At 70.0% G+C, this 12,777-nt stretch carries 11 protein-coding genes; 8 read left to right on the top strand and 3 right to left on the bottom strand.

Annotation, left to right across the window (positions count from 1 at the left end; translation table 11 throughout):
* Window positions 1–61: 61 nt before the first annotated feature.
* Window positions 62–2,128, bottom strand: coding sequence for a PhoX family protein (locus AB0E07_RS06380; RefSeq protein WP_362247069.1), 2,067 nt, complete (start codon window positions 2,126–2,128; stop codon window positions 62–64).
* Window positions 2,129–2,364: 236 nt separating this feature from the next.
* Here AB0E07_RS06380 and AB0E07_RS06375 point away from each other — a divergent pair, with 236 nt between their 5' ends.
* From AB0E07_RS06375 to AB0E07_RS06355, 5 genes are all read left to right on the top strand, one after another.
* Window positions 2,365–3,930, top strand: coding sequence for a VWA domain-containing protein (locus tag AB0E07_RS06375; RefSeq protein ID WP_362247067.1), 1,566 nt, complete (start codon window positions 2,365–2,367; stop codon window positions 3,928–3,930).
* A gap of 122 nt (window positions 3,931–4,052) precedes the next feature.
* Window positions 4,053–5,771 (top strand): methionine--tRNA ligase, encoded by a 1,719-nt coding sequence (gene metG / locus AB0E07_RS06370; protein ID WP_362247065.1) that lies wholly within the window; start codon window positions 4,053–4,055, stop codon window positions 5,769–5,771.
* A 94-nt stretch (window positions 5,772–5,865) separates the two neighbouring features.
* Window positions 5,866–6,231, top strand: coding sequence for a PH domain-containing protein (locus AB0E07_RS06365; protein WP_015659096.1), 366 nt, complete (start codon window positions 5,866–5,868; stop codon window positions 6,229–6,231).
* Between the two features lie 254 nt (window positions 6,232–6,485).
* The gene (locus tag AB0E07_RS06360) at window positions 6,486–8,000 is read left to right on the top strand and encodes a polysaccharide pyruvyl transferase family protein (RefSeq protein WP_362247063.1); all 1,515 of its coding nucleotides are present in this window, start codon (window positions 6,486–6,488) and stop codon (window positions 7,998–8,000) included.
* Window positions 8,001–8,114: 114 nt separating this feature from the next.
* Window positions 8,115–9,524 carry a VCBS repeat-containing protein gene (locus tag AB0E07_RS06355; RefSeq protein WP_362247061.1) on the top strand — a complete coding sequence of 470 codons (1,410 nt, stop codon included), beginning with the start codon at window positions 8,115–8,117 and terminating at the stop codon, window positions 9,522–9,524.
* A gap of 23 nt (window positions 9,525–9,547) precedes the next feature.
* On the opposite strand, the gene AB0E07_RS06350 is transcribed toward AB0E07_RS06355, so the two are convergent.
* Together AB0E07_RS06350 and AB0E07_RS06345 are read right to left on the bottom strand one after the other, a co-directional pair.
* Window positions 9,548–9,760 (bottom strand): DUF397 domain-containing protein, encoded by a 213-nt coding sequence (locus tag AB0E07_RS06350; protein ID WP_362247059.1) that lies wholly within the window; start codon window positions 9,758–9,760, stop codon window positions 9,548–9,550.
* Window positions 9,757–10,617 (bottom strand): helix-turn-helix transcriptional regulator, encoded by an 861-nt coding sequence (locus tag AB0E07_RS06345; RefSeq protein WP_362247057.1) that lies wholly within the window; start codon window positions 10,615–10,617, stop codon window positions 9,757–9,759. Before AB0E07_RS06345 ends, AB0E07_RS06350 begins: the two co-directional genes overlap by 4 nt.
* Before the next feature lie 158 nt (window positions 10,618–10,775).
* On the opposite strand from AB0E07_RS06345, the gene AB0E07_RS06340 reads away from it, so the two are divergent.
* The 3 genes from AB0E07_RS06340 (at window position 10,776) to AB0E07_RS06330 (ending at window position 12,741) form a co-directional block, all read left to right on the top strand.
* The gene (locus tag AB0E07_RS06340; RefSeq protein ID WP_362247055.1) at window positions 10,776–11,321 is read left to right on the top strand and encodes an ATP-binding protein; all 546 of its coding nucleotides are present in this window, start codon (window positions 10,776–10,778) and stop codon (window positions 11,319–11,321) included.
* Between the two features lie 149 nt (window positions 11,322–11,470).
* The gene (locus tag AB0E07_RS06335) at window positions 11,471–12,331 is read left to right on the top strand and encodes a helix-turn-helix domain-containing protein (RefSeq protein ID WP_362247053.1); all 861 of its coding nucleotides are present in this window, start codon (window positions 11,471–11,473) and stop codon (window positions 12,329–12,331) included.
* A gap of 62 nt (window positions 12,332–12,393) precedes the next feature.
* A complete protein-coding gene (locus AB0E07_RS06330) occupies window positions 12,394–12,741 on the top strand; it encodes a hypothetical protein (protein ID WP_362247051.1) in 348 nt (115 codons plus the stop codon).
* Window positions 12,742–12,777: the final 36 nt, after the last annotated feature.

The raw sequence follows: 12,777 nt of genomic DNA, 5'->3' as shown, positions 1-12,777 counted from the left end.
CCCGCCGGCCCCGGCCCCTCCCCCCGCCCGCCCATCGGGGCGGATCAGACGCCGATGCGGATCAGACGCCGATGTCGCAGCCGTCCTTGCGCCACACGGCCACGACGGCCGGGCGGACGTAGGTGCCGGGCCCGTCGGGCCAGGTGCTCGCCGGGTTCTCGACGTTCGCGCCGTCGATCTCGCCCGGGTGCTGGACGGCGACCAGGACGCGGCGGTCCTGGACGAGCGGGCCGCAGGTCTCCGCGCCCTTGGGCACGGTCAGGAACTGCTTCAGCTCACCGCGCCGGTCACCGCGCGTAGCGACACCGAAGAGACCGTCGTGCGAACCGAGCTGGGCACCGTCGGTGGAGATCCACAGGTTGCCGTACGGGTCGAAGGCGACGTTGTCCGGGCAGGAGATCGGGCTGACCTGGTCCTTCGGGAAGCCCGCGAAGTAGGTGGCCGGATCGTTGGGGTCACCGGCGACCAGGAACAGGCTCCAGGCGAACTTCGTGCTGTCGGCGCGGTTCCAGCGCTCGGTCAGCTCCAGGATCTGGCCGTGCTTGTTGCTGTTGCGCGGGTTGGCCTCGTCGGCGGCGGCGTAGCCGGTCCTCCCGCGGTTGGTGTTGTTGGTGAGGGCGACGTACACCTTGCCGGTGTGCGGGTTGGGCTCGATGTCCTCGGGGCGGTCCATCTTGGTGGCGCCGACCTTGTCACCGGCGAGCCGCGTGAACACGAACACCTCGTCCGCGGTCATGCCCTCGACGTGGCTGACGGCACCCTTCGCGGTCGCCGTGGCCAGCGGGATCCACTCGCCGGAGCCGTCGAACTCGCCGTCGGAGGGGAGCTTGCCGGTGCCGTCGATCTCGATGGCGGGGGAGTCACCGGTGAGCTTGGCGACGTACAGGGTGCCCTCGTCGAGCAGCGACAGGTTGTGCTCGCGCGCCGACCGGCTCGACCCCTTCTTCATCCGCTTGCTGCCGACGAACTTGTAGAAGTAGTCGAAGCGCTCGTCGTCACCGGTGTAGACGACCGGGCGGCCGTCGTCGGTCAGCCGCACGGTCGCGCCCTCGTGCTTGAAGCGGCCGAGCGCGGTGTGCTTGCGGGGCGTGGAGTCCGGGTCGTACGGGTCCAGCTCGACGACGTAGCCGAAGCGGTGGACCTCGTTGGGCTCCTGGGCGACGTCGAAGCGCTTGTCGTACAGCTCCCACTTGCGCTCGGTGGCGCCGGTGCCGATGCCGTACCGCTTGTCGGTGGCGCTGGAGGAGTTGGCGAAGTACTGGTTGAAGTTCTCCTCGCCGTGCAGCGTGGTGCCCCACGGGGTGGTGCCGCCGGCGCAGTTGTTGAGGGTGCCGAGGGCCTTGGTGCCGGTCGGGTCGGCGGAGGTCTTCAGCAGGTCGGAACCGGCGGCGGGCCCGGTGATCCGGAACTCGGTGGTGGCGGTGATACGCCGGTTGAGCGGGTGGCGCGGCACGGGACGGAGCCGGCCGGTGCGGCGCTCGCCCTCGACGACCACGGCGGACAGACCGTGCGCGGCCCAGGCGATCTCGACCTGCTCACGGGTCGGGGCGGCCGAGTCGTAGCCGCGGAACATCAGGATCTCGTCGGTGTACTCGTGGTTCGCGACGAGGATCTGCCGGTTGTGCTCGCCGGGCAGCGGGAGCAGGGCGAGGAAGTCGCAGTTGTACCCGAACTGCTGGGCCTGCGCCTTCGCCGTCTGGTTCTCCGGGTCGAAGGCGGGGGCGCCGCGCAGGATGGGCTCGCCCCAGCGGATCACGACGTTCTGGTCGTAGCCGGTCGGCACCGTGACGGCGTCGGCCGTGTTGGGGGCGACGGGCGTGAAGCGCAGACCGCGGGCGCCCTTGTTCACGGGCTTGTGCTTCGTCGCGGGCGCGGCCTCGGCGGACGGCGCGGCGGCGACGGAGACGGCGGTGCCGGCGGCGGCCGCGGCGGTCACCACGGCGGCGGCACGCATCACACCGCGTCGGCTCAGGGCGCCGGCGATGATGTCGCCGACGTACGGGTTCGCGGTGGTGTTGGGCACCTCGTGGAAACAGGCGTCACCGCAACGGAAACGACAAGTCATGGCGGAACGCCCACCGGCGTGCGAACCGTCCGACGTTCTGATCAGCGGCAGTGGAATGCGCACTTTGTTCTCCCCTAGCTTCCCCTTGAATCCAGCCAGACGGACGGTAGGGGGAGGTATGTGCGAAAACGGGGACGCCGACTGAACGAAGGGTGAACTGGAGGTATCGGAAAGTCAGTTGCTCCACAGGCGCGCACCTGAGGCATCCCGGCCCAAGATCACCCCACGGGGCGGCTAACCTTACGTGTCCGTCCTGGCCAGGGATTGACGGGCTACAACTCATGCGAAGGGTTGCGCACATGGGCATTCTCACTCTCCTGCGGAACGCATTCGGCCGCTCCCGAAAGGAGCGCACGGCCGAAGCAGAGGGTGCGGCGGACACGACGCCCACTACGCCGGAACCCGCCTCCCCCCAGCTCCCGGAGCCCCGCGAGGCAGCGGAGTCCTCCAACGAGCACGAACTGGTCTCAGCGGCCTTCAACAACGTCACAGTCCCCAAGCAGTCCTCCTCACCGGACGACACCCCCACGGCAACGGAGCCGGAGCCGGCACCCGCCCCGGAGCCCACCCCCGAGCCGGTGGTAGCCGAGGAGCCCGACCCGGTGGTCGCCGAGACCCCCGAGCCGGTGGTCGCCGAGACCCCCGAGCCGATGGCCCCCGAGGAGCCCGCGCCAACCGCAACCGAGACCCCCGAGCCGACCGCAGCCGAGGTGAGCGAGCCCGTCGCAGCCGAGGCCCCCGAGCCCGTCGCAACGGAGGCCCCCGAGCCGACCGCAGCCGAGGTCAGCGCGCCAGCCGCAGCCGAGGAGCCCGCGCCGGAGGCCACCGTGCCCGCGGCCGCCGACGGCGAACCCGCCCCACAGGGGCCACCCGCAGCCGACGACGAATCCCGCACGGGTGGTGCGGGTGGGAACCCCCCGGCCGAAGGCGAAGCCGAGGCCGAGACCCCGACCCCCGCACCTGCCGCAGCCGAGGAGCCCGAGCCGGCCCCAGCCGAGGCCAGCGCGCCGGCCGCGGTCGAGGAGCCCGAGCCGGCCCCAGCCGAAGTGAGCGAGCCGGCCGCAACCGAGGCCCCCGCACCCGTCGCGGCCGAGGTCAGCGCGCCCGCCGCAACCGAGCAGCCCGAGGAGACGGCCCCCGCGACGGAGTCGACCCCCACCGAAACACCCACAGAAACCCCCACAGAAACACCCACCGGCACCCCCGCCACCCCCCTCACCCGCCTCAAGACCCGCGCCCCCGGCCTCACCACGGCGTACAAGGCAGCCACCACCGCCCTGAAGTCCAACAACCTCACCGGCACCCGCGCCCGAGTCCACCTCGTACTCGACCGCTCCAGCTCCATGCGCCCGTACTACAAGGACGGCTCCGCCCAGGCCCTCGCCGAGCAGACCCTCGCCCTCGCCGCCCACCTCGACCCCGAGGCCACGGTCCAGGTCACCTTCTTCTCCACCGAACTCGACGGCACCGGCGAACTCACCCTCGCCGACCACGAGAACAAGATCGACGACCTGCACGCCTCCTTCGGCCGCATGGGCCGCACCAGCTACCACGTAGCCGTGGAAGAGGTCGTCGCCGCCCACACCAAGTCCGCCCCCGACGGCACCCCCGCCCTGGTGATCTTCCAGACGGACGGCGCCCCGGACGCGAAGACCCCCGCCACCCAGGCCCTGGCCGACGCCGCGAAGAACCACCCCCACATCCACTTCGCGTTCGTCGCCTTCGGCGAGACGGACAACAAGGCCTTCGACTACCTCCGCAAGCTGAAGACCGGCAACGCGTCCTTCTTCCACGCGGGCCCCACCCCCCGCGAGCTGACGGACACCGAGCTGTACACAGGCGTACTCGCGGGCTGGCGCCCGTAAAGAACCCCGTACGACACCCCCGGCCGCCCCCTCCCACCCCTTAAAACGGGAGGCGGGCGGCCCACCCATGTCGGCTACGATTTCAAGGTTCGAAAAACAACCGACCCGGGAGCAGCCAAGCCATGGCTCGACACCTCATCACCAGCGCCCTTCCGTACATCAACGGGATCAAGCACCTGGGCAACATGGTGGGGTCCATGCTCCCGGCGGACGTGTACGCCCGGTACCTCCGCCAGCGCGGCCACGACGTCCTGTACATCTGCGCCACGGACGAGCACGGCACCCCCGCCGAACTGGCCGCGAAGGAGCAGGGCATCCCGGTCGCGGAGTTCTGTGCCCAGGCGCACGACGCGCAGAAGGCGGTCTACGACGGCTTCGCGCTGGCCTTCGACTACTTCGGCCGCAGCTCCTCCCCGCAGAACGTCGAGATCACCCAGCACTTCGCCCGCCGGCTCAACGAGAACGGCTTCATCGAGGAGCGGGCGATCCGCCAGGTGTACAGCCCGGCCGACGGCCGCTTCCTGCCGGACCGCTACGTCGAGGGCACCTGCCCCCACTGCGGCTACGACAAGGCCCGCGGCGACCAGTGCGAGAACTGCACCCGCGTCCTGGACCCCACCGACCTGATCGACCCGCGCTCGGCGATCTCCGGCTCCACCGACCTGGAGGTCCGCGAGACCAAGCACCTCTTCCTGCTCCAGTCGAAGCTGGAGAACGAGGTGCGCGAATGGGTCGCCCGGCACGACAAGGACTGGCCGCAGCTGGCCTCCTCGATCGCCCACAAGTGGCTCACCGAGGGCCTGCACGACCGCGCGATCACCCGTGACCTGGACTGGGGCGTCCCGGTCCCGGCCGACACCTGGCCGGAGCTGGCCGCCGAGGGCAAGGTCTTCTACGTCTGGTTCGACGCCCCGATCGAGTACATCGGCGCGACCAAGGAGTGGTCGGACGAGGACCCGGAGAACCGCGACTGGAAGTCGTGGTGGTACGAGGCCGACGACACCGTGCGCTACACGGAGTTCATGGCGAAGGACAACGTCCCGTTCCACACGGTGATGTTCCCCGCCACCGAGCTGGGCGTGCGCGAGCCGTGGAAGAAGGTCGACTTCGTCAAGGCCTTCAACTGGCTGACGTACTACGGCGGGAAGTTCTCCACCTCCCAGAAGCGCGGTGTCTTCACCGACCAGGCCCTGGACATCCTCCCGGCCGACTACTGGCGCTACTTCCTGATCGCCAACGCCCCCGAGTCGGACGACTCCTCCTTCACCTGGGAGCACTTCACGGCGACGGTCAACAAGGACCTCGCCGACACCCTCGGCAACTTCGTCAACCGCGTGCTGTCCTTCTCCAAGAAGCGCTTCGGCGAGGAGGTCCCGGCGGGCAGCGTCGCCGGTGAGGCGGAGGCGAGGCTCGGCGAGCAGATCGCCGAACTGCTGGCCGAGTACGAGGCGCAGATGGAGGCCCTCCAGTTCCGCAAGGCCGCCGCCGCGCTGCGCGCGCTGTGGTCCGCGGGCAACTCCTACCTGGAGGAGAAGGCCCCCTGGCTGGAGATCAAGACCGACCCGGAAGGCGCCGCGCTGACCCTGCGCACGGCGATGAACCTGATCCACCTGTACGCGGTGGTCTCGGAGCCGTTCATCCCGTCGACCTCGGCGGCGATGCGCCAGGCGTTCTCCCTCGCCGACGACACGGCGACCTGGGTCTCGGCGGACGAGGCGAAGGCCCTGTCCTTCGTCCCGGCCGGTACGCCGTTCACGGTTCCGCCGGTGCTGTTCGCCAAGCTGACGGACGAGGACCTGGAAACGTACAAGGAGCGCTTCGGCGGCGACACAGCGGCGTAACAGCCCTTCTCGGACCCCTCACTCAGCGGGTATATCTGGCCGTGATCATGCGGCCGGACACGGCCGCACTGTCATTCGAGTGGGGGGTCCTCTCATGGCTCTTTTCGGCAACGCACACCCGATCGACCCGGCGCAGGCCGCACAGGACTACGCCAAGCTGCTCGGCCAGGGCGAGACGGTGCACACCGCCTACCTGCTGATACGCGACACCATCCTGTTCACCGACCGCCGTCTGATCCTGGTCGACAAGCAGGGCATCACCGGCAAGAAGACGGAGTACCACTCCATCCCGTACCGCAGCATCACGCACTTCGCGGTGGAGACGGCCGGCACCTTCGACCTCGACGCCGAGCTGAAGATCTGGGTCTCCGGCGCCCAGCTGCCGATCACCAAGACGTTCACCAAGGGCGTGGACATCTACGAGGTGCAGGCGATCCTGACGCAGTACGTGGCGCGATAGCCCGACCTCCGCGACAGCCGGAACCGGCACCCCCGAATCCACTTTCGAGGGTGCCCTCCGCGCGGGTCGCCGTCGTCACGACGAACCCGCAACACGCGGGAGGAGTCGAGCAGATGTACGGATGACAACCGGCGGCAAACGATTTCATCACGTCATTGCCCTTAGCACTCATTTCACTTTGCATCCACTTGTGTGCACGGTTCATGGTCGGTGTGACCACTTCGTCGTCTTCGTCGTGCTAGCCAAGGATTCTCGTGAAGCGCATACTGATCCGCTCCGGTAAGAGCCCCTTCCGGGTCGCCAGCCCGACGGAGTTCATCCACCAGGACCTCATCGGCACCAACACCGGCAACCTGCTCTTCAGCGACTCCGCCCACAAGATGCTGACGACCCCGGACACCGAGGTCACCTCCAACGGCATCCGCACCAACCACACGGCCGAGCGCGCGGCGGAGATCAACGAGCAGTACGACGCCTTCGTCGTCCCCCTCGCCAACGCCTTCCGGCCGCAGTTCCAGGCGTCCCTGGACCGGCTCTCCAAGCTGATCGAGCAGCTCACCATCCCGGTCGTCGTGTTCGGTGTCGGCGCCCAGGCGACGGACGACTACGCGACCGACATGCTCAAGCCGATGGAAGCGTCCGTGAAGCGCTTCGCCCGCGCCGTCCTGGACCGGTCCGCCTCCATCGGCGTCCGCGGCGAGCTGACCGCGAGCTATCTGAGGGACCACGGCGTCCCGGACGACAACATCGACATCATGGGCTGCCCGTCGATGTTCCTGTACGGCGACACGTTCCCGGAGATACGCGCAACGGAGATCACCGCCGACTCCCGTATCTCGATCAACATGTCACCGAACGCGCGCCCTGTCGGCCCCATCTCCGGCCTCGCCGAGCACGCCCACGCGCGCTACCCGCACCTGACGTACTACGCGCAGAACCTCTCCGACGCCGAGCTGCTGCTGTGGGGCGACACCAGCCCCGAGTCCAACTTCGAGGACGTGTTCCCGAAGCAGCTCACCCACGCCATGCTGCGCGAGAACAAGGTGCGCATGCCGCTGGACCCGGCGCAGTGGATCGACGAACTGCGTGGTTACGACTTCGCCTACGGCACCCGCATCCACGGCAACATCGCCGCCCTGCTGGCCGGCACCCCCGCGGTCGTCCTCACCCACGACTCGCGCACCCTGGAGCTGTGCCGGTACTTCGACATCCCGCACCGCCAGCTCTCCGGCCTGCCCGCCGACACCGACCCGCGCGACCTGTACGAGGCCGCCGACTGGTCGCCCATGATCAAGGGGCACAGCGAGCGCTTCGACCGCATCACCGCGTTCCTCACCCGCAACGGCCTGGACAACGCCTACCAGCACGGCGACGGCGGCGCCGCCTACGACGCCCGGGTCGCCGCCCTCGACCTGCCCGCCTCCATGCAGGTCTGGGACGGCACCGAGGACGGTCAGAACCGCTACCGCGCGGCTCGGCTGCGCGAGCGGATCACCGTGTCGGAGACCAAGCTCACCGCGACCGCCAAGAAGAACGACGAACTGCGCGGCCGGGTCGCCGCCGCCGAGAAGCGCGCGGCGAAGACCGCCGAGCAGCTCGACGCCGCCGTCAAGCAGCTGGAGGCCACGCGCAAGCAGCTCGCCGCGATGGAGCGGCGCGTCGCGGGCATGGAGAAGCGGGTCCTGGTCCGCCTCGGCCCGGCCCTGCGCCGCCGCACCCGCAAGATCTCCGGCACGGGCACGGGCACCGGCACCGGCATCAAGGGCTGACCCGCACGATGATCAACCACTGTTAACATCCGGTCACTTGTGCGAGGGGAAGGGGCTCTCGCGAGGGGGACGGGGCCGGCGCGCGGACGGTGCGCCGGCGGGGAGGGGACACGCATGCGCAGATGGGGAACGGCCGCCGCGCTGACCGGCGGACTGATCGCGGGGACGCTGCTGCCCGCCGTACCGGCGGCCGCCGTGCACGGCGCGGTGCCGGGTGACTTCAACGGCGACGGCTACCGGGACGCGGTCCTGCCCGCGCCGGGCGCGAACGTGTCGGGCAAGGAGGCCGCCGGGGCGGTGGTCGTGCTCTACGGCTCGTCCTCCGGCCTCTCCGCGAGCCGCCGCAAGACGATCACGCAGAACACGGCCGGGGTACCGGGCACGGCGGAGGCGTACGACCGGTTCGGCGCCGCCACCGCCACCGCCGACCTCAACCGCGACGGCTACGCCGACCTGCTGGTCTCCTCCCCCTACGAGGACACCACGAAGGGCGTGGACGCAGGCACGGTGACGATCCTGTGGGGCGGCGCGAACGGGCTGTCGACCGCCACCAACCTGCCCACGCCGAGTGCCGAACCGCGCCACTACGGCCTGGACCTGGCCGTCCTGAGCACGGGCAGCGGCTCGCGCACCCAGGTCCTGGCCGCCGGCTGGGACGCGGTGGTGCACGTCAAGGGCCCCTTCAGCAAGAGCGGCAGCGTCGGGTCCGCCGAACTGAACCAGAACACCGCCTCGGTGGGGTCCGTCGCGCTCGGTGACTTCGACGACGACGACGTGCCCGACCCGGCCGTCGCCACCGTCCGGCTGCACGACATCAGCGGCGGCGAGATCTACACGAACCTCGCCTACGGTCATCAGCTCCGGGGCAACGGTCTCACCGTCGCCTCCGGCGACATCAACGGCGACGGCCACGACGACCTGGTGGCCGGTGACCCGGACGAACCCCTCACCCCGGGCGTGGACGGCGCGACGGGCGGCCGGGTTCTGGTCTGGTACGGGACGGCGGAGGGCGTCGCGAGCGCGGCGCAGCCGGTGGAGGTCACCCAGGACACCGAGGGAGTACCCGGCGGCAGCGAGAAGGGGGACGCGTTCGGCGCCGCCCTCGCCGTGGCCGACGTCAACCGCGACGGCCTGGCGGACATCCTGGTCGGCGCCCCCCACGAGGCGCTCGGCAGCACGAAGCGGGCGGGCATGGTCACCGTGATCCCCGGCCGCGCCTCCGGCGCCCTCGGCACCGGCTCGTACTCCTTCACCCAGAGCACCTCCGGCGTGCCCGGCGGCGCCGAGGCCGACGACTTCTTCGGTACGACGGTCGCCGCCGGGGACGTGAACAAGGACGGCAGGCCCGAACTGTTCATCAGCGCGGCGGGCGAGAACAACCACACCGGCGGCGTCTGGGTCCTGCCCGGCGGCACCTCCCGCCCGACGGCTTCCGGCAGCAAGGTGTACACGGCCCGCTCGATCGGCCTGACCCAGGACGCCGACACCCTCGTGGGCGGCAACGGCCTGCTCTGGGACATCTGACGGCGCGTACGGTTCGCGAGGGCTCAGCTCCCCGACGCGTACGCCACGAACTCCGCCCACGCCTCCGGCTTCAGCGCGAGCCGGGGGCCGGTGTCGCGGTACTTGGAGTCACGGACGTGGATGGTGCGGGGGGTGGCGGCGACCTCGACGCAGGAGTCTCCGTCGGGGCCGCTGCTGAAGCTGCTCTTGAACCACGCCAGTTGGGGGGCGCCACCGGCGGTGGGCTTGCGCATCATGTTTCTCCCAGCAGTCGTTCGACGAGGGCCAGCGACTCCCTCGGAGGAAGAGCCTGGGCCCGGATAGTTCCCCACCGCAGCTCAAGGATGCGCAGCTCCCGCGGGTCCGAGACCGGGCGGCCGTTGAAAGCACCGTCCGAGCGCCCGACAGCCGTGCCGTCCTCGAACTTCAGCAGCTCGATCCTGCCGCTCATGCCCGGATGCGGCCCGCTGTCCAACGGCATCACCTGAAGCGTGACGTGGCGCAACTTCCCCACCTCCAGCAGACGTTCGAACTGCTGTCGCCGCACCATTGTGCCTCCAACGTTGCGGTGCAGCGTCGCCTCTTCCAGCACGAAGGCCAGCGCTGGAGCGGGCATCCGCTCGTAGACGGACTGCCGAGCCACACGGGCCGCGACCAGTCGCTCCAGATCCTCCGGCGAATAAGCGGGCATCCACGACTCCAGCAGGGCCCGCGCGTGCTCGGGCGTCTGAAGAAGCCCGTGGATGTTGCTGCACTCGTACACCCCGATCTCGACCGCCCTCGCTTCCATCTTCGCCAGCGCGCGCACCTTCTTCGGGTACCGAACCTTCCGGACGTCCTCCCAGGCCGCCGCGATCAGCCCACCCGCACCCAACACCTCGTCCGCCTTGTCCAGGTACTCCTTCCTCGGGATCCGCCTGCCCGCCTCGATCTTGTAGACAAGATCCTCTCCGTACCCGACCGCCGTTCCGAACTCCCCGACCCGCATCCCCACCGACTCCCGCCGCAGCCTCAACTGCCGTCCCACCGTGGCGACTACGGCCACTCCCCACTCGTCGTCGGGGTCGACCTCCCACCCCGGCTCGTCCGCCTCCGTCCGCGTCTCCACCGACATCCCGCACCCCTCCGCCGTACGACCGACCGTGCCGCGACGCCCCTACCCGTTTCCGCAGGCCGGACAGCCCGGACAGAGCTGGACAAGCTCTGGACAGTAGCTCTACGTATCGGCGTCGTGACTCCTCACGGTAAGCGCATCCGGCCACGCTGAGTGACATGAATTCCGAACCGGTCGGCCACGACGGCCCCGTCCGCAACTTCAGCGTGCTGCTGTCACCCACACCACGCGGCGCCCGCCTGGCTCGAAGGCTCGCCACCGAGCAACTGCGTTGCTGGGGGCTCCCCTTGGAGCCGGCGGACCTGATCGTGGCCGAGCTGGCGAGCAACGCGGCCACGCACGGCCGTGTCGCGGGCCGGAGCTTCCAGCTCCTGCTCTACGTGGTGGGCGCGACGCTCCGTATCGAGGTCACCGACACACGGGGTGACTGGCTGCCCGAGCCGCGGGACGCCGACCCGGAGTGCGGAACGGGCCGCGGGCTGCTCCTGGTGGCCGCGCTCGCCGACCGCTGGGGGGTGACCCGAAGTCTGCCACCTCGAAAGACCGTCTGGGCCGAACTCACCATCGCCGCAGGGGAGTCACCGGAACCCGGGTTCCCGGGCGCCGGTCCGACCTGCGCTCCCTATGAACAACCCACTGATGTGAAAGCACTCCACCAAACCCCACCCCTCCCTCCCGCCGGGCAAACTCACTCCCGCGAGTGAATATGCCCAACTCAACTGGATTTGGGACGGGTTGCCTGCCCTACGCTCAGCCCGAGCAACACCACACAACCCCAGACATGCGACGGCCCTCGCCGGGACTGACATTCCCAAGGCGAGGGCCTGACCACCGAGGAAGAAACGGCTTCCCGATGGACTCCGAAAACCCTAGCGCGCCCTCGCGCGCCCAGTCCCGTATCCCGGGCAAAAACCACCCCCACGGGCGCCCGAACTCCGGCGTGATCCACGAACACGTCCGCCTCACCGAGAACTTCACGGTGATCGGCAACGACCTCGCCCAGCACAAGGAGCTGTCGCTGCTGGCGATCGGGCTCAGTTGTTACATCCAATCGGTGCGGCCGGGCACGGCCATCGACATCAAAACCCTCGCCGCCCGCTTCCCGGAGGGCCCCACGCGCATCGCCGCGGCCCTCCGCGAACTCGAAACCCACGGCTACCTCCGCCGTACCCGCTTACGGGCCCAGACGGGCCAGGTCATCACCCGCACCGTCTCCTGCAACAGGCCCGGACACCACGCCGCCGCGGCCGAAAGCCCCGCCCGCCGCCGCCCGGCACCGCGAAAGCCCCCGCAGCCCAAGCGCCTCCCGGCCGTGCCGCAGCCCGCGTACACCTCGGCCGACCTCCTCCGGACAGCCGTGGACGTGCTGGCCGGCCTCCGCGGAGAGGACCCACGCCTGTTGCTGTCCGCCACGGACGCCGAGCATCTCGCACCGGGTGTCGCCGCCTGGCTGGAACGGGACCTCACCCCCGCCGCCGTGCACCGCGCCCTCACCGAGAACCTCCCGCCGGATCCCCTGATCCGCCCGGCCGCCTTCCTGGCCCACCGCCTGACAGCCCAACTCCCCCCGCTGCCTCCGCCGCGCTCCTCGGCCTCGCCGGGCCCGGCCCTCAGACACCCCTTCCAGACCTGCGACGGCTGCAACCGCGCCTTCCGCGCCCCAACCCCCGGCCGTTGCCGAGACTGCCGAGCCGAGCAGAAGGAGTCCGGGTGAACACGTCGACCCTCGCCCGGTCCGGCCCTGACACCCTGCCAGGGGTACCCATGAAGGACACCATGAGCACACTGGCCGATCACGGGCGCGAGCTGATCCCCCGCCCGGAGCAGACCCCTGACGCCCTGCGCACGGCGCTCGCCGTCGTGGCTCCCGCCCGTTTGGAGGAGATGCAGGCCACCATGGACGCGGCGTTCGCCAAGGCCGTGGAGTGGGAGTCCCTGAGCCCTGTGAGGAGCTGGGTCCTCCTCTGGTCCCGAGACGTCGAGATCGCCCGTCGTCCCGAGCTGGCCGTCCGTTTCGAGCGCGCGAAGAGCGCTCTGGAGGACGAGGATCCCGATGTCGCTCGGAAGGCCCTGCGGGAGCTGACCGCAGTCCTGGACGAAGCCATGAAGGCAGTGCGCGATTGAGCTGGAAGTAGGAGTACGCCTCGTCCAGATCACACA

Source organism: Streptomyces sp. NPDC048002, from assembly GCF_040653275.1.
Classification (GTDB): Bacteria; Actinomycetota; Actinomycetes; order Streptomycetales; family Streptomycetaceae; genus Streptomyces.
Note: the sequence above shows the minus strand (reverse complement) of the source record. Positions and strands in the feature narration are given on the sequence as shown.

Excerpts from the sequence above, each read along its gene's own strand:
- AB0E07_RS06335 (WP_362247053.1), top strand. The coding sequence starts at position 11,471 with ATGGACTCCGAAAACCCTAGCGCGCCCTCGCGCGCCCAGTCCCGTATC.
- AB0E07_RS06340 (WP_362247055.1), top strand. The coding sequence starts at position 10,776 with ATGAATTCCGAACCGGTCGGCCACGACGGCCCCGTCCGCAACTTCAGC.
- AB0E07_RS06375 (WP_362247067.1), top strand. The coding sequence starts at position 2,365 with ATGGGCATTCTCACTCTCCTGCGGAACGCATTCGGCCGCTCCCGAAAG.
- AB0E07_RS06355 (WP_362247061.1), top strand. The coding sequence starts at position 8,115 with ATGCGCAGATGGGGAACGGCCGCCGCGCTGACCGGCGGACTGATCGCG.
- AB0E07_RS06345 (WP_362247057.1), bottom strand. The coding sequence starts at position 10,617 with ATGTCGGTGGAGACGCGGACGGAGGCGGACGAGCCGGGGTGGGAGGTC.
- AB0E07_RS06350 (WP_362247059.1), bottom strand. The coding sequence starts at position 9,760 with ATGATGCGCAAGCCCACCGCCGGTGGCGCCCCCCAACTGGCGTGGTTC.
- metG (WP_362247065.1), top strand. The coding sequence starts at position 4,053 with ATGGCTCGACACCTCATCACCAGCGCCCTTCCGTACATCAACGGGATC.
- AB0E07_RS06330 (WP_362247051.1), top strand. The coding sequence starts at position 12,394 with ATGAGCACACTGGCCGATCACGGGCGCGAGCTGATCCCCCGCCCGGAG.
- AB0E07_RS06365 (WP_015659096.1), top strand. The coding sequence starts at position 5,866 with ATGGCTCTTTTCGGCAACGCACACCCGATCGACCCGGCGCAGGCCGCA.